Source organism: Methylobacterium amylolyticum (genome assembly GCF_030700245.1).
In the GTDB taxonomy this organism is placed as follows: domain Bacteria; phylum Pseudomonadota; class Alphaproteobacteria; order Rhizobiales; family Beijerinckiaceae; genus Methylobacterium.
In genome coordinates this window covers 1-18,402 of the sequence record NZ_JAUYZI010000057.1, presented here as the reverse complement: position 1 = coordinate 18,402, position 18,402 = coordinate 1, and the positions used below count along the sequence as shown (strand labels likewise).

The 18,402-nt window shown below is 70.6% G+C and carries 17 protein-coding genes and 1 pseudogene; 4 read left to right on the top strand and 14 right to left on the bottom strand.

The features are described 5' to 3' along the window. Complete coding sequence (locus Q8W71_RS27470) at positions 1–870, bottom strand: branched-chain amino acid ABC transporter permease (RefSeq protein WP_305528592.1); 870 nt, start codon at positions 868–870, stop codon at positions 1–3. 8 nt (positions 871–878) lie between these two features. Continuing rightward, on the bottom strand, positions 879–2,060 hold the full coding sequence (locus tag Q8W71_RS27465; protein WP_305528591.1) for an ABC transporter substrate-binding protein: 1,182 nt from the start codon (positions 2,058–2,060) through the stop codon (positions 879–881). A gap of 197 nt (positions 2,061–2,257) precedes the next feature. Here Q8W71_RS27465 and Q8W71_RS27460 point away from each other — a divergent pair, with 197 nt between their 5' ends. Further along, a complete protein-coding gene (locus tag Q8W71_RS27460; protein ID WP_305528590.1) occupies positions 2,258–2,674 on the top strand; it encodes a nuclear transport factor 2 family protein in 417 nt (138 codons plus the stop codon). Between the two features lie 10 nt (positions 2,675–2,684). Here the strand turns inward: Q8W71_RS27460 and Q8W71_RS27455 are convergent, their stop codons facing one another. After that, positions 2,685–3,386 (bottom strand): GntR family transcriptional regulator, encoded by a 702-nt coding sequence (locus Q8W71_RS27455; RefSeq protein WP_305528589.1) that lies wholly within the window; start codon positions 3,384–3,386, stop codon positions 2,685–2,687. A 577-nt stretch (positions 3,387–3,963) separates the two neighbouring features. Here Q8W71_RS27455 and Q8W71_RS27450 point away from each other — a divergent pair. The 3 genes from Q8W71_RS27450 (at position 3,964) to Q8W71_RS27440 (ending at position 7,258) form a co-directional block, all read left to right on the top strand. Further along, complete coding sequence (locus Q8W71_RS27450) at positions 3,964–5,196, top strand: amidohydrolase family protein (RefSeq protein WP_305528588.1); 1,233 nt, start codon at positions 3,964–3,966, stop codon at positions 5,194–5,196. Then, positions 5,193–6,389, top strand: a complete 1,197-nt coding sequence (locus tag Q8W71_RS27445) for an amidase (RefSeq protein WP_305528587.1) — start codon at positions 5,193–5,195, stop codon at positions 6,387–6,389. The genes Q8W71_RS27450 and Q8W71_RS27445 overlap by 4 nt, the downstream gene beginning before the upstream one ends. A gap of 359 nt (positions 6,390–6,748) precedes the next feature. Continuing rightward, positions 6,749–7,258 carry a transposase gene (locus Q8W71_RS27440; RefSeq protein WP_458351522.1) on the top strand — a complete coding sequence of 170 codons (510 nt, stop codon included), beginning with the start codon at positions 6,749–6,751 and terminating at the stop codon, positions 7,256–7,258. 243 nt (positions 7,259–7,501) lie between these two features. Here the strand turns inward: Q8W71_RS27440 and Q8W71_RS27435 are convergent, their stop codons facing one another. The 11 genes and pseudogenes from Q8W71_RS27435 to Q8W71_RS32990 form a co-directional block, all read right to left on the bottom strand. After that, positions 7,502–7,825, bottom strand: a complete 324-nt coding sequence (locus Q8W71_RS27435) for a Rieske (2Fe-2S) protein (RefSeq protein ID WP_305528585.1) — start codon at positions 7,823–7,825, stop codon at positions 7,502–7,504. Next, the gene (locus tag Q8W71_RS27430; RefSeq protein WP_305528584.1) at positions 7,818–8,522 is read right to left on the bottom strand and encodes an ABC transporter ATP-binding protein; all 705 of its coding nucleotides are present in this window, start codon (positions 8,520–8,522) and stop codon (positions 7,818–7,820) included. Before Q8W71_RS27430 ends, Q8W71_RS27435 begins: the two co-directional genes overlap by 8 nt. Beyond that, entirely contained in the window at positions 8,515–9,330 is an 816-nt protein-coding gene (locus Q8W71_RS27425; RefSeq protein WP_305528583.1) for an ABC transporter ATP-binding protein, read from the bottom strand. The genes Q8W71_RS27430 and Q8W71_RS27425 overlap by 8 nt, the downstream gene beginning before the upstream one ends. Next, positions 9,327–10,361 (bottom strand): branched-chain amino acid ABC transporter permease, encoded by a 1,035-nt coding sequence (locus Q8W71_RS27420; protein ID WP_305528582.1) that lies wholly within the window; start codon positions 10,359–10,361, stop codon positions 9,327–9,329. Before Q8W71_RS27420 ends, Q8W71_RS27425 begins: the two co-directional genes overlap by 4 nt. Next, entirely contained in the window at positions 10,358–11,230 is an 873-nt protein-coding gene (locus Q8W71_RS27415; RefSeq protein ID WP_305528581.1) for a branched-chain amino acid ABC transporter permease, read from the bottom strand. Before Q8W71_RS27415 ends, Q8W71_RS27420 begins: the two co-directional genes overlap by 4 nt. Before the next feature lie 82 nt (positions 11,231–11,312). Beyond that, positions 11,313–12,461, bottom strand: coding sequence for an ABC transporter substrate-binding protein (locus tag Q8W71_RS27410; protein WP_305528580.1), 1,149 nt, complete (start codon positions 12,459–12,461; stop codon positions 11,313–11,315). Between the two features lie 33 nt (positions 12,462–12,494). After that, a complete protein-coding gene (locus Q8W71_RS27405; protein WP_305528579.1) occupies positions 12,495–13,694 on the bottom strand; it encodes a xanthine dehydrogenase family Fe-S subunit in 1,200 nt (399 codons plus the stop codon). Then, entirely contained in the window at positions 13,691–14,563 is an 873-nt protein-coding gene (locus tag Q8W71_RS27400) for an FAD binding domain-containing protein (RefSeq protein WP_305528578.1), read from the bottom strand. The genes Q8W71_RS27405 and Q8W71_RS27400 overlap by 4 nt, the downstream gene beginning before the upstream one ends. Beyond that, positions 14,560–16,914, bottom strand: coding sequence for a xanthine dehydrogenase family protein molybdopterin-binding subunit (locus tag Q8W71_RS27395; protein ID WP_305528577.1), 2,355 nt, complete (start codon positions 16,912–16,914; stop codon positions 14,560–14,562). Before Q8W71_RS27395 ends, Q8W71_RS27400 begins: the two co-directional genes overlap by 4 nt. Beyond that, positions 16,911–17,780 carry an alpha/beta hydrolase gene (locus tag Q8W71_RS27390; protein ID WP_305528576.1) on the bottom strand — a complete coding sequence of 290 codons (870 nt, stop codon included), beginning with the start codon at positions 17,778–17,780 and terminating at the stop codon, positions 16,911–16,913. The genes Q8W71_RS27395 and Q8W71_RS27390 overlap by 4 nt, the downstream gene beginning before the upstream one ends. A 52-nt stretch (positions 17,781–17,832) precedes the next feature. Then, a pseudogene (locus Q8W71_RS32990) lies at positions 17,833–18,288 on the bottom strand (transposase); the annotation flags it as partial. Positions 18,289–18,402: the final 114 nt, after the last annotated feature.

Here is an 18,402-nt window from a genome sequence, read left to right as displayed (position 1 = left end):
TCAGACCTTGTTGACCGGGGCGCGGCCGAGCAGGCCGTCGGGGCGCAGGGTGAGGGCCAGGATGATCACCGAGAACACCACGAGCTGCGTGTAGGTCGAGCCCAGGGTCGCGGTGACGCCGGCCTCGACGAGGCCGTAGAGGAGCCCCGCCAGGATCACCCCGGTGGCGGAGCCGATGCCGCCGAGGATCGCCACCGCGAAGGCCTTGATGCCGAACAGCGTGCCGAGCTCGGCCGAGACCGAGAACAGCGGCGCGATCAGGAGGCCCGCGATTCCGGCCAGCACCGCCGAGAGCGCGAAGGCGCAGGCCACGGTGCGGCGCACGTCGATCCCCATCAGGCGGGCGGCGTCGGCGTTCTGCGCCACGGCGAGCAGGACGCGGCCGAGGTCGGTCTGGCGGAACACGGTGCGGATCGCGAAGGCGAGCGTGATCCCGACCACCGGGATCACGAGTTGCAGCGGGTAGATGCCGGTCCCGAGGATCTCCACCGGCTTCGTGGCCAGCGGCGAGGGCAGGCTGCGCGGCTCCTTGCCGAAAGTGAACAGCACGGTGTTGTCGAGGACGATGCCGCCCGCCACCGTCGCCAGGAGCCACGCGTCCGAGCCGCGCGTCACGAACGGGCGGACCAGCGCCGCTTCGACCACGAGGCCGAACAGGGCGCAGCCCACGAGTGCCAGGACGATCGCGGCCGGCATCGGCGAGCCGAGGGTGACGCCGAGCGCGTAGGCCAGGACTGCGCCCAGGGTGACGACGCTGCCTTGCGCGAAGTTCACGGTCCCCGACACCGCGTAGGTCACGTGGAAGCCGAGGGCCACGAGACCGTACATGCTGCCGAGGCCGAGGCCGCTGACGAGGATGGAGGTCAGCATCGCCGGGGTCAGTTGGTCACCGCGACGATCTCACCGTCCTTGAAGCGGGTGAACACGTAGTCCTCCGGGCCCAGCGCATCGTGCCGGCCGGGGGCGAAGGGCTTGTCGTAGGTTTTGATCAGGCCCGGGTAGGTGCCGATCTTGTAGAAGCCGTCGCGGACCTTCGGGCCCTCGGTGGAGCCGGCGGCCTGGATGGCCAGAGCCAGCAGATGCGTCGCGTCGTAGGCGTTGGCGATGCCGACCGCGGGGGTGACGTCGGCCATCGATTTGATCGCCGGGTACTTGGCCTTGAGCGCGTCGAGCACCGCGCTCGCCTTCGGCGACGCGTTGCCCGCGAAGGTGAAGGTCTGGATGAAGTGCACCTTGCCGGCGCTCGGGCCGGCGAGCTCGTCGAAGCGGCCGCCCGCCGGACCCCAATGCGAGACGACCGGCACCGACCAACCCATCCGGTCGAGGGACTTCACCACCTGGGCCGAGGGTCCGACGTTGCCGACGAGGAACAGCGCGTCGGCGCCGGCCTCCTTCAGCCGGGACAGCTGGGGCACCATGTCGACGTCGTTGGCCTCGTACTTCTCGATGCCCGCCGCCGGGAGGTTGGCCGCCTGCAGGGCGTCCTTGAGGCCCTTCTGGTTCGACTCGCCCCAGGCATTGTTGATGAGGATCATGCCGGGCTTCTTCGCCCCATAGGTCTTCACCGCGTAGGCGACCAGCGCCTCGTCGACGAGGGCGTCGACCGCCGAGACGCGGAAGGCGTAATTGTCGGCCGCGCCGTTGCGGGTGATGCCGGTGCCGGCCGCCCAGGGGCCGATGAACGGCACCTTCATCTGGTTGGCGATCGGCACGATCGCCATCGAGACCGGCGTGTCGAGGCCGCCGACCACCGCGACGACGCCGGCCCGCTGAATCAGCTCGCGGGTCGCCAGCACGCCCTTGGACGGGTTGGATTCGTCGTCGCGGGCCACGAGCTCGAGGGGGCGCCCGAGGACGCCGCCCTTGGCGTTGATCTCGTCGATGGCGAGCCCGATCCCCCGGGTGATCGCCTCGCCGGATTTGGCAGACTGGCCGCTCAGGGCCGTCACGAGGCCGATCTTGACGGTGTCGGCACCTTGCGCGGTCGAGAGTGCGAGGCCGAGCAGGGCGCTCGTCGTCACCGCCAAGCGGCGCAGGGTCGGGGGGAGGAAGGAGGCCATGGCGTGTCTCCGAGGGCGGGGCGCGCCACCCGGCCGCAACCTCCATGCCATCGCGGATCCGGCGCATCGGCGCGCGCGCCAGTTCGTGCGTGCAGCCGGGGAGGCATTGTGTGCTCGATCTCCTGCCAAAGTGCATACACTTCCTGCATGCACAGACCGGGCTTTTGCGGCAGGTTAGGGCCGACAGGAGGTTTGCCATGACCGACGAGACCCACGATGCGGCGACCGCTCGCGACGCCGCCAACGTCACGGCCTACCTCGAGGCCTCGATGGTCCCGGATCCCGAGACCGCCGCCCGCTACATGGCGCCCGGCACCCGCATCGTGTTCACCGGCGCCCGGGTCTTCAACCACCCGTCCGAGGTCACGGCCTTCAATGCCGGGCGCTACGCCTGGGTGAAGAAGCGGATGGAGCGGCTGGACGTGGTCCCGGGCGACGGCGTCACCACGGTCTACAGCCTCGGGACGCTCTACGGCGCGTGGCCGGACGGCACGCCCTTCGAGGGCAACCGCTACGTCGACCGCTTCACCGTGCGCGACGGGCTGATCGTCGGCATGGAGGTCTGGAACGACAGCGCCGAGCGCCTGCTGACCAAGCATGGTCTCACGGCCTGACGCCGCAGGCTCAGGCTCCGCCGCCCGCGACGTAGGGGGCCAGCAGACGTCCGAGATCGCGCTCGCGCGGGGCCGGGGGCACGATGCGCGCCCGCTCCGCCACCGCGTCGAGGTGGTGGTCCATGAGTGCGGCGGCGCGCTCGGCATCGCCCGCGACCAGGGCCGCGACGATGTCGCGATGCTCGCTCACGGCGCAGTCCGAGGAATGGGGCCGGCTGTAGAGGGACAGGATCAGGGCGCAACGGTAGCCGAGTTCGGCGACGTAGCGGGTCAGCACGGCGCTGCCGGTCATCTCGGCGAGCATCAGGTGGAATTCCGTCGCGAGCCGGATCGACAGCGCCTCGGGCCCGCCCCGGGCGGCCTCCTCGCGGGCGATCTGGTCCAGCAGCGCCTGACGCTGCGCCGGGCTGAGCTGCCCGGCGAGGCGGCGCACCACCAGTCGCTCCAAGCCGAGGCGCACGTCGAAGGTGTCGCGCGCCTCCTCCCAGCTCGGCGTCGCCACAACAGCGATGCGATGGCGGCGCAGGTCGACCAGACTTTCCCCGGCCAGCCGCAGCAGGGCCTGCCGGGCGATGGTGCGACTCACCCCGAACCGCTCGCCGAGGGCGTCCTCCGGCAGGCGGTCGCCGGGGGTGAGGGCGCGTTCCACGATGGCCCGGCGCAGGGTCTGGCAGATCGCACCCACGCGATCCCCCTCGTCCGCCGCCTTCATCGATGTCGCAGACCTAGCGCCACCGCCGCTGCGGACTGGTCCGTCATGATCCTCTCCGGGGCCGCGATCCGCTCCGGCGACCCGGGCGGATGTCCGGTGCGCTGTCTGCCGAAACGGACCTCCCGGTGCAATGGTTACGCCACGAGTTTCAAGCACGCGCGATGCCCGTCCGCCTCTCTGGTGGACCGATCCGAAGAGCGGCAACACATTTCAGGTCTCGCTTGCCTCCGTGATCGCCCGACGATGATGTATCGCTATCTCAGAACGTTTTTTTCCAGCGCGGACGGGGGTCGCCAAGACTGTTGGCATACAATTTGCTGGGGAATACTGCCTCGCGAGGTTCGCCATGGCGCGTTTATTCCATGCTCGCTCCAACCGCCGCGCGTTCGCGGCCCTGCTGGTGCTTACACGTCTCGGTGGAGCCGCGCTGTCGGGGCAGTCGGCGAAATCCGGTGCGGCGCGTCGCGCGGGACGCGAAGGCCGCCTTCCTCCGCGCGGACGGCGCGCGCGAAGCCGCCTCCCTTGGTGGCGACCGGACTGAGGCGGGATCGCCCCTCATCCTATCGGAGGCGCATGCATGAGCTTCGATCTTGTCCTTCGGAATGGGCGCTTGGCGGAGGCGGACTCCGAGCCGATGGACATCGCGATCCGCGACGGCCGCGTCGCCGCTCTGGGACGCGCACTCGTCTGCGACGCACCGGAGGAGGATCTCGGCGGCAGGCTCGTCGTGCCGGGCTTCGTCGAGACCCACGTGCACCTCGACAAGTCCTGCCTGCTCGGCCGCTGCGCGTGCCGCGAGGGCACGCTGGCGGAGGCGGTGGCCGCGGTCGCGCAGGCCAAGCGCGCATTCACCGAGGACGACGTCTACGCGCGGGCGGAGCGGACGCTGCGCAGGGCCATCGTGCAGGGCACGATGCGGATGCGGACCCACGTCGAGGCCGATCCCCGGGTCGGGCTGACGAGCGTGCGTGCGCTGCTGCGCCTGAAGCGGGATTATGCCTGGGCCGTCGAGATGCAGCTCTGCATCTTCCCGCAGGAAGGCCTGCTCGATGATCCGGGCTGCGAGGAGGTGCTGGTCGAAGGTCTGGAGAGCGGCGCCGACGTCATCGGCGGCGCCCCCTACATGGATCGGGATTCGCATGGGCAGATCGTCCGCATCTTCGCGCTCGCGCGGCGCTACGACGTCGACATCGACCTCCACCTCGATTTCGGACTGGATCCCGCGCATCTCGACGCCGTCGAGGTGTGCCGGCTGACCGACCAGTACGGGTGGGGCGGGCGCGTCGCCGTGGGCCACGTGACGAAGTTCTCCTCCGTCCCGCCCGACCAGCTCGAGCGGATCGGGCGGATGCTCGCGGCCTCCGGGGTCGCGGCCACCGTCCTGCCCGCCACGGACCTCTTCCTGACCGGTCGCGACCACGACAGGGACGTGCCCCGCGGCGTCACGCCGGCCCACCGCTTGCGCGAATTCGGCGTCACCTGCTCGCTGTCGACCAACAACGTGCTGAACCCGTTCACGCCGTTCGGCGACTGCTCGCTCGTCCGGATGGCCAATCTCTACGCCAACATCTGCCAGATCGGGACGCCCGCCGGCCTCGCCGGGTGCCTGGAGATGGTGACGTCGCAATCGGCCCGCCTCCTGAATCTCGCCGACTACGGCATCGCGGAAGGGAACCCGGCCGACCTCGTCGTGCTCGACACGGACACGCCCGCGAACGCGGTCTCCGAACTGGCGCAGCCGCTCTTCGGACTGAAGGGCGGTGCGCGCACCTTCACCCGTCCCGCTCCCACCCTCCACGAGCCGCGATGAGCATCACCGACACGATTGGCGCCTTCTGCGCCCACGGCCTCGTCGAGCGGCAGGATCGGGCGGACGGCCCTCTGGCCGGCCTCACCTTCGCGGTGAAGGACTTCTTCGATCTGGCCGGCGTGCCGACCGGGGCGGGCTCGCCCGAATGGCTCGCGACCCATTCGGTCCCGACGCGGACTGCACCCGCTGTCGAGCGCCTGTTCGAGGCCGGCGCGCGGCTTGTCGGCAAGACGCACACCGACGAGCTCGCCTGGAGTCTCAACGGCGAGAACGCCCACTACGGGACGCCGATCAACGTCGCCGCACCGGGCCGCATCCCCGGCGGCTCGTCCTCGGGATCCGCGGCGGCCACGGCGGCGGGTCTCGTCGATTTTGCGATCGGGTCTGATACGGGCGGCTCCGTCCGGCTTCCCGCGTCCTATTGCGGGCTCTACGGCATCCGCACGACCCACGGCCGGATCACGTTGGAAGGCGCCGTGCCGCTCGCCCCGAGCTACGACACGCTCGGCTGGTTCACCCGCGATCCCGAGCTGCTTCGCCGGGTCGGCCACGTCCTGCTCGCGCCGGTCGCAAAGCGGCCCCGGCCGCGCCGCCTCGTCGTCGCGTGCGACCTGTTCCGCAGGGCGGGTCCCGACGTCGAGGCCGCCCTCGCCCCGGCGCTGGAGCGCCTTGCCGGGCTGTTCGCGGTGGTCGAGGAGGCGACTGTCGCGGACGATGATCTGGACGCCTGGCGCAATGCATTCCGCCTCATCCAGTCCGCCGAAGCCTGGGCCTGTCACGGCGCTTGGATCACGGCGACGCAGCCGAGTCTCGGACCCGGCGTGCGAGAGCGGTTTGCGGCCGCCGCGGTGCTGGAACGCGGCGAGGTCGCGGGTGCGGAGCGGCTCCGCGCAACGATCCGCGAACGCATTGTCGACCTGGTTTCCGATGCCGTTCTGGTTTTGCCGAGCGCGCCGGGTATCGCGCCGCTGCTGAATACGCCCGAGCCCGTGCTGAACGCCTTCCGTGCCCGGGCACTCGATCTTCTGTGCTCCGCCGGCCATGCCGGCTTGCCGCAAATTTCCATCCCGGCAGCACAAATCTCGGGTTGTCCTATCGGCCTCTCGATCGCAGCCGAGCCGAATCAAGATGAAGGACTACTCGAACTGGCGTGGGAACTTGGACTGTTCACGGCAACCTTGCGGCAACGATAAACCCACTGATCGGCCCATCACTCTGTTGCCTTCGAATGCCGTCGGTCGAGGTGCCGCAGGATTTTTGGGTAGAAAACTAATACTTTTCTAATATTCTTTAATTAATACGGATACACATCTTAATATAACAATATATAATACTCCAAATGCTAATAAGATCCGCCGGATGTTAGTGAAAAGCGGCAGGCCAATCATCATCCCATTGAGGTTGGCACGATAGGCCGTTGGCTGGAGGTGAGACCCCAAAGGCAGAAAAGGGACGTCTTCGAGTGCCTGAACTTGTTGTGAATCGGCGTGGGGTCTCGACGCCGATCGGCATCGTATCGCATCGCATTGAAATCGCTACGTCCGGTGGGGCTATGCACCGCCGCTTATCCGCACGGATCAAGCCGCGCGTCGTCCGGGCGTGGGCGACGGCGCGTCGTCAGGCCGGGGCTGATAGGCTCGATCACAAGATCGCCGGCGCGCCGCCTCCTTGGAAACCGCCGGGGACGCGACGCATCGCCCGGCTCCTGCAGGGTGGTGTCGGCGCGGGCGAGGGTGAGGATGGCCTGTTCATCGAGCGGCTGCGGCGTCAGGCACCAGGCTTGGTCGGCGCGGCCGATCTGGCGGCCCGGCTGGCGGCCATGCTGCGCGGGCAGTCCACGGAGGCCGTCGAGGATTGGCTGCGTGCGGCGCGGTCAAGCGCGCTGAAGCGCTTCGCCGCCAGCTTGCAGCGCGACGCCGCCGGCATCACGAACGCCATCGCGCTGCCGTGGTCGACCGGCCCGGCGGAGGGCCACATCAGTCGCCTGAAGATGATCAAGCGCAGCATGTACGGACGCGCCGGCTTCGAGTTGCTACGGCAGCGCGTCCTCTGCGCTGTCTGACCCGCCACACAAAATGACGCAGAACCACATTTCCAGGCCCGTTGACACAGCCCGCAGATCTTCCAATCCCCACAGACGATGCGCTCACACCACCGCGGGTTCGTGCATGGGCGGTTTGTGGACGCCGGCCCTCAGCCCAGCCGCATGACCTGCTCTGGCCGGCATCCGAGAACCTTCACCAAACTCGGCCATTCAGGAAGCTCTCGTCTTTACGCGAAAGCGGACCCGGATGTGCTGCTTATGCTACGTCCTGAGCCATAGCCCATCAGATGCCGATTCGATCTCGAACAGCCGGAGGGCGCAAAACGACCAGCCCGGCGAGACGGAGCCATCGCAGAGGTCGAAGGAGGCGAGATGCCGTGGGCAGTGCAGCCGCCCGCCGACGCACCGGCCGAGACCCAGGTCCGCCCCCTCGTGAGGGCAGGCCCGCTCGGCGGCCACGATCCGCTCCCCGTCCTGCACGAGGAGGAGCTGGTGTCCGCCCACGGTGATCGGCAGCAGGGTCCGGCCGGCGAGAAGGTCGTGGGGGCCGAGGTAAATCCGCTCCGGCCGTTCCGCCTCAGCCACCGAGATAGGCGTCCCGCACATGTGGGTCCGCGATGAGGGCCTGCCCCGTCCCCTCGCGCACGGTGCGGCCGGTCTCGAGCAGGTAGGCGTAGTCGCAGAGTTCGAGGGCCGCGAAGGCGTTCTGCTCGACGAGCAGCACGGTCGTGCCCGCGTCGCGGATCGCCCCGATCACCGCGAACATCCGCTCGACGATGTTGGGGGCGAGACCCAGGGAGGGCTCGTCGAACAGCACGAGCTTCGGGCGCCCCATCAGCGAGCGGCCGATGGCCAGCATCTGCTGCTCGCCGCCCGAGAGCGTGCCGGCCGCCTGGTCGCGGCGCTCCGCGAGGCGCGGGAACTCCCCGTAGATGCGGTCCAGATCCGCCGCTACCGCCGCCCGGTCGCGGCGCAGATAGGCGCCCATGGCGAGGTTCTCGGAAACGGTCATCTGCGGGAAGACGCGCCGCCCCTCCGGGCAGTGGGCAATGCCGGCGGCCAGAATCCGGCGGGGCTCCACGCCCGCAATGTCCCGTCCGGCGAACCGGATCGCGCCGGAGCGCGGCGATACAAGGCCGGAGATCGCCCGGAGCGTCGTGGATTTGCCGGCCCCGTTGGCGCCGACGAGGGCCACGAGCTGGCCTTCGCGCACGTCGATCGTGAGCCCCTTGAGCGCGGTGACCTGGCCGTAGCCGCAGACGAGGTCGCGGATCTCAAGCATGGGCCGCCTCCTGAACCGCGGCGGCGGCCTGCCGGGCGGCGCTGCCCTGGCCGAGATAGGCCTCGATCACCGCCGGGTCGGTGCGGATCCGGTCCGGCGGCCCCTCGGCGATCAGGCGGCCGTAATTGAGGACGACGATGCGGTCGGAGACCTCCATCACCATCGGCATGTCGTGCTCGACGAGGAGGATGGTGACGCCACGCTCCCGGATCTGCCGGATCAGCCGCACAAAGACCCGCGTCTCGGAGGCGTTCATACCCGAGACCGGCTCGTCGAGGAGCAGCATGGCGGGCTCGGTGGCGAGCGCCAGGGCCACGCCGACGAGACGCTGCTCGCCATAGGCCAGAGAGCTGGCCTTCTCGTGCGCTCTGGCGGCGAGCCCGACCCAGTCGAGGAGCGCCTCGGCGCGGGCCCGCAGCTGCCTCTCGCCGGCACCCGAGCGGCCGAGAAGCGCGTCGAAAACGGGGACGCGGTCCAACGCGGCGCCCATCTGGTGCAGGCCGATCATCACGTTGTCGAACACCGTATCGTCCGGGAAGACGCTGGTGCGCTGGAAGGTGCGGGCGAGGCCGAGCCGCGTGATCGCGTGCGGCGGTAGGTCTCTCAGGGAGGTGCCGCGGAAGCGGACGTCGCCCTGGTTGGGCTTCAGGAAGCCCGTCATCACGTTGAAGGCCGTGGTCTTGCCGGCCCCGTTCGGTCCGATCAGGCTGACGATCTCGCCTGCCTGGACGTCGAAATGCAGGTCGGCGATGGCGACGAGGCCGCCAAAGCGGACCCCGACATGCTCGACCGAGAGGATCGCGCTCATCGCTGCACCGCCGGATTGACCTCGAGGACCGGGGCCGGCCGGGCCTGCCGGCGGCTGAGCAGGGCCGAGAGGCCCGGCACGATGCCCCGCGGCATCACGAACAGGATCACGATCAGCACGAGGCCGTAGACGATCCACTGGGCTTCCGGCGCCATGACCGGGCGGAGCGCCACCGGCAGCAGGCCGAAGATCAGGCCGCCGACGACCGGCCCCATCAGGGTGCCCTTGCCGCCCGCCACCACCATGATGACCATGGTCACCGTGGTGGCGAACAGGAACACGTCGGGATCGATGATCCGCAGGTAATGAGCGTAGAGGCTGCCGGCCGCGCCCGCCATTGCGGCCGAGATCACCGCCGCGACCGTCAGCGTGCGGGTGGCGTTGATGCCGACCGACAGCGCCAGCGACTCGTTCTCCTTGAGGCCCCGCATCGCCCGGCCGAAGCGCCCGCCGACCAGTCGGGCGATCACGCCGTAGCAGAGCGTGCCCACAGTCAGCACGAGGTAGTAGTTCTGGAGCTTGGTCTTCAGGGTCCATATCCCGAGGCCCGGTAGGCCTAGCGTGATGGCCGGGATATTGGTGAGTGCCAGCGGCCCCTGCGTCAGCTCAACCCAGTTGAGGGCCACCAGCCGCACGACCTCGGCGAAGGAGATCGTCACGATCACGAAGTAGGCGCCCCGCACCCGGAAGGAGAGCCGCCCGATCAGGTAGCCGCAGCCACCCGCCGCGACCGTCGCCAGCAGGAAGCCGCCCCAGGCCGGCCAGGGCTCGTGGACCGCGCGAAGGCCGAATCCGAGATCCACGTCGAAGCCGAGGCTCGTCAGTGCGCTGACATAGGCGCCGATCCCGAAGAACGCGATATGGCCGAGGCTGAGCTGCCCGGTGAAGCCGAGGAGCAGATTCAGGCTCATGGCACCGATCGTCAGGATGCCCGTCACGATCAGCGCGTTGAGGAGGTAGGGGTTGGTGCCGAGCCCCAGGGGCAGGACCACGAGGCCGGCGAGCAGCGCGAGGGGGAAGAGCCGGTTCATCCGATGCGCTCCGCCTTCGCGAACAGCCCAGTGGGTCGGTAGAGCAACACCGCGATGATGATCAGGAACCCCATCGCGTCCCGGTAGCCGGAGGAGACGTAGCCGGCGCCAAATTCCTCGGCGAGCGCCAGAATGAAGCCGCCGATCGCCGCGCCGGTGACGTTGCCGAGTCCGCCCAGGATGACGATGGCGAAGGCCTTGAGTTCGGCGAGGCCGCCCATCTGCGGGAACACCACATAGACGGGACCGAGGAGCGCGCCGGCTGCCGCCGCGAGCGATGAGCCCAGCGCGAAGGTCGCGGTGTAGATCCGGCGGACGTCGACGCCCATCAGCGCCGCCGTGTCGGAATCCTGGAAGGCAGCCCGCATGGCGAGCCCGAGCTTGGTCCGGTTGATCAACGCGTAGGTCAGCGCGATCAGGGTCAGGGCCGCCCCGAGCACGAACAGCCGCAGCCACGACACCGAGACTAGGCCGATCTGGAGCGGCGCCTCAGGGAACGGCGACGGGATCGCCTTGGCGACGCCGCCGAAGGTCCAGAGCGTGCCCGATTGCAGGATGATCCCGGCGCCGATCATCACCAGCATGGTGGTGTCGATGTCCGAGCCCCGGAACGGGCGCAGGAGCACCAGCTCGATCGCGGCCCCGAGCAGGAGTCCCCCGAGGATCGCTACCGGCAGCGCCAGGAAGAAGTTCAGGCCCAGCGCGGCGACCGCGAGGTACATGACGTAGGCGCCGACCGTGTAGAGCGCGCCGTGGGTGAAGTTCACGACGTTCATGATCCCGAAGATCAGCGTCAGGCCGATCCCCAGCAGCGCGTAGGTGCCGCCGAGGATGAGCGCGTTGACGAGGTGCTGGATCAGTTCGTTCACGGGCGGCCTCCGAGGGTACCCTCCGGCCCGGAGGCCGGTGGACGGGCGAAAGGACCGGCGTCAGGCCGCCGGTCCGGGGCGCTCACAGCGTCGGCACGATCACCGTCCCGTCCTTGATCTCGATGAGGTAGACGTCGGGCTTGCTCTGGCCGCTCTCCTTCCCGGCGGGGCCGGCCTTGGTGAAGCGGATCGGCCCGTTGAGCCCAACGAGGTCGACCGACCAGAACGCCTTGGTGATCGCCGCCGGATCGGCCGAGCCGGCCTTCTCGATGGCGTGGGCGATCGCTCGGATGCCGTCGTACCCGCGAAAGCTCTCGGTGACGCCGGCGTAGTCAAAGCCGCGTTTCTTCCACGCGGCTATGAAGGCCTCGGTGGCCTTCGGGTCCGGCGTCTTGTCGGGCGACCAGGGCAGGAAGGTCGTGAGGTGCATCGTGCCGTCGGCCGCCGCGCCCGCCTGGGCGATGATCTGGTCCGGGTTCTGGGAGCCGCCGGTGGTGATGACCCGCTTCTTCAGGCCGAGCGCCGCCATCTGCTTGAACAGCAGTACGAGCTGATCGACCGAGCTCGTGATCATGATCGTGTCGGCGTCGGACGCCTTCAGCTTGGCGAGCTGGGCGCCCATGTCCTGCGCGCCCTGGTCCATGGTCTCGACGAGGCCGACCGTGACGCCCTTGTCCTTAAGCATCTTGCCGAAATCGGTCGCCGCGCCGCGGCCGAAATCGTTGTTGAGGACCAGGAAGTCGACCTTCTTCAGCCCGAGGCGGGACACCATCGGCGCGAAGGTCTCGGCCTCCAGCGACGAGGGCGGCGAGATCCGGAACACGTAGGGGTTGCCGGAGGTCGTGATCTTGCCGGACGAGGAGGTCTCGACCAGCATCGGGGTCTCGTAATCCACGAGCTTGGGCATGACGGCGAGCGTCAGGCTGGAGCCCCAGGCGCCCATCATCACCGGGGTCTTGTCGCTGGTGATCAGCTTCTCGGCGACCGCGGCGGCCTCGGTCGGGTTGCTCTTGTTATCCTCGATCACGAGCTCAAGCTTCTTGCCGAGGACGCCGCCCTTGGCGTTGATCTCGTCGGCGGCGATCTTGGCGCCGTTCACTACGTAGGTGCCAGACGCCGCGAACGGCCCAGTCAGGGGCTCGTTGACGCCGATGCGGATCGCGTCCGCCCGGGCGCCCGTCGACGTCAGCGCGAGCAGGATCGCGGTCGTGAGGGTGAACCTGCCAAGCATTCGCGTGTCTCCGTGGATTGAGGTGGGAGGGGGTCAGGCGCGGCCGAACCACGCGGCGAGGCGCGCGCGGGCGAGGCCGAGGAGCAGGCGGAGCGGGTTGAGGCCGGCGGGCGCCGGCGCCGCGACGCCCGAGAGCTGGGCATCAAGGTTGCGGCAGAACTCCGCCGCGATGCGGCCGGCGAGGTCGCGCACGAGGCCGGGCCGGCCGAACTGCGCGAGCGGCCCGGTCAGGGTGTAGCCGACGTCGAGTTCGACCCGGGCGGTGCCAGGCGCCGGTCCCGCGCCGACCCTGTAGCGGATCCGCCCCTCAGTGGCCGAGCGGCCGCCCGCGTCGCTGCCGGCCCCGTGGACCGAGCCGGTTTGCGCGGCCTCGTCCCGAGAGAGGCGGGCGCGGCCGCGGAACGTCGCGGCGATCGGTCCGATCCGCACCTGCAGGCCGCCTTCGACCGTGTCGGGGGTAGGCCGGGCCGTCAGCACGGCGCCCGGCAGGCAGGCGGCGACCGCCGCGATGTCGCCCAGCAGGGCGAAGACGGCCTCCGGCGGGTGGGCGAAGTCGAGCACCTGCGTGAAGCCCTGGGCCGGCGCGAACGCGTCGGACAGGTCCGCCCCCGCGGCGGGCGCCGCCGGGGCGACAGGATCCGCCGGCAGGTGCGGGGACGCGACCAGCACTGTGCCGACCCGGGCGCCGACCGGGCCGAGGGTGCGTTCCGCGCCGGTCTCAGGCGGGATGCCGCGCCCGCGCCGGTCCGCGATCACCGCCATCACCGCCCGGACGATGCCGGTATAGCCGGTGCATCGGCAGAGGTTGCCCGAGAGGCCGACCCGGATCCGCCGCTCATCGGCCTCGGGCAGCCGCAGGACCAGATCGCGGGCGGCCACCAGCATCCCGGGGGTGCAGTAGCCGCACTGGAGCGCGTGCTCGCGGTTAAAGGCGGCCTGCAGCTCGGCCGCGATCGCGTCCGTATCGAGGCCCTCGATCGTGGTGACCGCGGCCCCCGCGCAGGCGCCCGCGAAGGTCAGGCAGGCGCGCGCCGGCTCGCCGTCGAGGAGTACGGTGCAGGCACCGCAGACGCCGTGCTCGCAGCCCAGATGCGTGCCGGTGAGGTCGAGCCCGTCGCGCAGCACGTCGCCGAGATGGCTGCGCGGCTCGGCTGCGACCCGCACGGCGCGGCCGTTCACCGTCAGCGCGAGGGGCATGCGGGAGGGCCCGGGTTCGGCCAGCGCGGCGCTCATGCGGCCTCCGGAAGGGTGTTGGCTCGGGGATCGGGCGCGGCCGCCGCGGCCACCGCGCGGCCCAGGACGGTGACGTGGATGTGCCGCTCGACCGCGTCGGCCATGCCGGCGTCCCGCAGCGCGAGGTCGGCGGCCCGGGGGTCGAAGCGCGCGGCGAAGTCGGCGCCGATCCGGCCCCCGAAGAGCGGGCGGGCATCGGCCAGGAGCACGGGCGGCCCCTCGACCGCGCCGATCACGGCCCGGCCCCGGCCCGCGCCGGGTTCGAGGCGCACGGCTCCGATGGCATGGGCGAACTCGCCGATCTTCGCGCAATGCTTGACGTAGCCCCAGGCCGCGCCCGCCGGCAGCGCCGGGACGCGCACGGCGACGAGGATCTCGTCCGCGCCGAGCGCGACCGCGAGGGCGCCGGTCACGAAGCGCTCCACCGGCAGGGTGCGGCGCCCGGTCCGCCCCGCGATCTCCACCTCGGCGCCGAGGGCTGTCAGGGCACTCACCCAGTCGGCCGCTGGGTCGGCGTGGACGAGGCTGCCGCCGACCGTGCCGCGGTTGCGCACCGGCCGGTAGGCGATCGCGGCCGCGACCCGCCGCAGCGCGCCGCCGGTGAGGTCCGGGACGCGCCCATCCTCGATGTCGGCGTGGGTCACGCAGGCCCCGAGGACGAGCGTGTCGCACTCGACCCGCGCGGTCCGGAGCTCGGGCACGCCGGTGATGTCGAGGATCAGGGCGGGCTCGACGAGGCGCAGGTTCAGCATCGGCCCGAGGGACTGACCGCCCGCGATCAGCTTCACGCCCGCGGGGGCTTCCGCGAGGCGCGCCAGCAGCGCGGGCAGGCTGTCGGGGCGCTCCCAGGCGAAGGCGGCGGGCTTCATGCGGCCTCCCGCGCGGTCACGGCTGGGGTCTCGGCGGCGAGCACCGCCTCCACGATCCGCCGGGGGGTGATGGGCGAATGCAGCAGCTCGACGCCCAGTGGCGCCAGCGCATCGTTGACCGCGTTGGCGAGCGCCGCCGGCGGCGCGATGGCACCGCCCTCGCCGATGCCCTTCTGGCCGAAGCGCGTGTAGGGCGAGGGCGTCTCCATGTGGTCAATGCGCGCCATCGGCACGTCGGCGGCGCCGGGCAGGAGGTAGTCGGCGAAGGTCGAGGCCAGCGGCTGGCCGCGGGCGTCGAAGCGCATCTCCTCGAACAGCGCCGTGCCTATCCCCTGGGCGAGTCCGCCGTAGATCTGGCCGTCCACCACGAGGGGGTTCACCAGCGTGCCGCCGTCCTCGACGATGACGTAGTCGAGGATCTCGACCGCGCCGAGATCGGGATCGACCGCCACGACGGCCGCGTGCGCCGCGTACGAGAAGGTGCCGGAATCGCGCACCGGCTTGTAGCCGGCGGTGACTTCGAGGCCGCCGGGATCGGTGTCGGGCGCGAGGTCCTGCGGGCGCCGGTACCAGGTGTGGGCGATCGCCTCGAGCGGGACGTCGCCGGTGGGACCGACGACGTGGCCGCCCTCGAACCGGCATTCCTCGGACCGCGCCTGGAGCAGATGGGCGCCGATCCGCACGGCGCGGTCGCGCAGCGCCTCGCACGCCGCCGCCACCGCGCCGCCCGCCATCACCATGACGCGGGAGCCCCAGGAGCCAGTGGAGTAGGGGGTCATGGCGGTGTCGCCGTGGACAAGGCGGGTGCGCGCCACCGGAACACCCAGGATTTCGTGGGCGACCTGGGCCAGCGTCGTCTCCAGGCCCTGACCGTGGGAATGGACGCCGATCCGCAACTCCAGGCCGCCGTCCGGGGTCAGGCGGGCGCTGGCCTGCTCGTGGCCGGGCACCATCGGGATGCCCCAGCCGGAATAGACCGAGGTGCCGTGCGCCGCTTGCTCGCAGTAGATCGCGAGGCCGAGGCCGATCCGGCGCCCGTCCGGTTCGTCCTGACGCTGGCGGGCGCGGACAGCCTCCACGTCGACGGCCTTCAGCGCCCGGGCGAGCGCCTCCGGGTAGTCGCCGCTGTCGAAGTGCTTCTTGGTGATGTTCTCGAACGGCATCTGCTCGGGCCGCACGAGGTTCTTCTCGCGCACGATCTCGGGCGCGACCCCCGCCGCGCGGGCAACGGCGTCGAGCACCAGTTCCAGGGCGAAGCAGACGCCGGTGCGCGCGACCCCCCGGTAGGGCAGGATCGGGCACTTGTTGGTCGCCACCGACCACGTGCGGCAGCGATAGGCCGGGAAATCGTAGGGCCCCGGCAGGATGCTGGCGACCTGCGCCGCCTCCAGGCAAGCCGAGAACGGGTAGGCCGAGTAGGCGCCGGAATCGACCGTGGCCTCACAATCGACGCCGCGCAGGGTCCCGTCCCGCTCCGCGTAGGCGGTGATGCGGTAATGGTGCTCGCGGCAATTGGCGTTGGCGGTCAGGTGCTCGCGGCGGTCCTCCAGCCAACGGACCGGGTGGCCGCAGCGGAGCGCGAGCCAAGCGAGCGCCACGTCCTCCGCGAGCAGAATTGCCTTGTAGCCGAACCCACCGCCGACATCCGGCGAGACGATGCGGATGCGCCCCTGCTCGATCCCGAGGCATTCGGAGAGGCCATTGCGCACGATGTGCGGCATCTGGCTCGCGGTGTGGACCACGAGTTGGTCGAGGCGGTGATCGAGCTGCACCACGGTACCGCGGCCCTCGATCGGCGCCATGCACTGGCGGCCTGTCGAGATGGTGCGGCTGACCTTGATCGGCGCATCGAGGGCACTCTCGATACCCACATCGACCAGGGTCTCCAGGAAGACGTTGTCGCCCCAGTGCTCGTGGACGAGCGCGGAGCCCGGCTCGCGCGCGGCCAGCATGTCGTGGACGGCGGGCAGCTCCTCTAGGTCGAGCACCACGGCCGTGGCGATGTCCTCGGCCTCCGCGCGGGTCGGAGCGACGCACATCGCCACGAGCTCGCCCACTTGCCGGACCTTGCCGGTGGCGAGGACGGGCTGCTCGGAGACCTTGAAGCCGGGCAGCCCCGAGACGGCGCGGATCGGCAACACGCCGTCGATGTCGACGGCAGTGAAGACCCGGTCGCGATAGGCCTTCGGGACGTGGATGGCGCGGATGCGAGCGTGAGCCAGCGGGCTGCGCACGAAGGCGACGTCGTGCAGTCCCGGCAGACGGATGTCGCCGACATACTGGCCGCGCCCGCGCATCAGGCGGTCGTCCTCCTTGCGGGGCAGCGGAGCCCCGACTCCCTCGCGGCTCATCGGGTGCCTCCGAGAAGGTAAAGCGCGGCACGGACTAGGATGCCGTCGGGCCGGCGGAATCCGTCCAGGATGGAGAAGTGGTCCGCGCCGGGCACCGACAGCAGGGCGCCCGGCGCGTGGGCGGCGCTGCGCAGGGCGTGGAGGTTGCGCGCGTCGTGGACGAGGGCGGGCAGCTCTCGGCTGCCGTAGGCGACCGTCATGGGCTTCGGCGTGACCGGCAGCCGGAGCGGTGATAGCGTCTCGATCTCCGCGTCGATCAGGCCGAGCTTCTCGTTCAGGTAGGTCTCGCGGATCGGCGCGAGGTCGTAGACGCCGGAGATCGCCAGGACCGCCGCGACCGCCGAGTGGCCGAGGTGAAGGGCGGCGAGTTGCGCGCCCGCGGACCAGCCGGCGAGGACGATCGGGCCGCCGATCCCGTGCGCCGCGCCATGTTCGGCGAGCCAGTCGAGGGCGGCCCCGATCTCGGCGACGATGCCGGCGAGGCTCGCCTCGGGCGCCAGGGTGTAGCCCGGCATCGCCACCGCCCAGCCGGCGGCGTTCAGCCCCTCCGCGAAGCAGGCGAAATCAGCCTGGGCATTGCGCTGCCAGTAGCCGCCGTGGACGAAGACAAGGCAGGGGGCCTGCGCGTCCGCCGCAGGGTAGAGGTCGAAGGCCGTGCGGTCCCCCGCGGCATAGTGGATGTTGAGCCCCGCCGGATGCGCGGCCCGGTACGAGGCGGATGCAGCGTTGCGGGCCGCGACCTGGGCGGCGCTGTCGGGCACGCCCGCGTTGTTGTCGTAGCAGGCACCCCGGGCTGCGAAGTCCAGGCTGTCCCAGCGGCGGCGCGGATCCAGCGGTGTCGGGTCGTCGAGGACGAAGGCAGGCACAGGCACCGTCTAGGATGGCCAGACGCAGGCTGGGCCACGCCGCCTTGCCGTTATCCAGCGCCGTCAGCGTATCGCGATCCTGAACGTTGGCCGGCACGACGGCGAGCCCCAGGACGTGCCCCTCGGCATCGACCAGCGCCACGCGTTTGCGCCCGACCAGCTTCTTGGCGGCGTCGTAGCCGCGTGGCCCGCGCACACCGATGCACTTGACGCTCTGTGTATCGATGATCGCCAGCCGCGGCGTGGGACGCCGCCCGCAGCGGCGGCGCTGTCGGCGCGCGAGCGTCCGCATCAGGCTCTCGAACAGACCCTTGTCCACCCAGCGCCGGAACCATCCATAGACGGTGCGCCAGGGCAGGAAGCCGTCGGGCAGCGCCCGCCACCCGCCGCCCGTGCGCAGATGCCAAGCAACGGCCGCCATCACGAGGCGCGCTGACTTGGCGTTGGGTCGTGCCGCCGGGTCGGCCCGCTCCAGGAAGCGGGCCACCTCGTCCAAGCCCGCCTGCATCACCATGTCCTTCAGACGCGTCTCATGGCGCGTCCGATGCCGGTCCGTCCACATCTGCTCTCTCCTCCGCCCCGCCAGGCGGAATTTGTGTTGCCACACGAGACAGATGGGGAC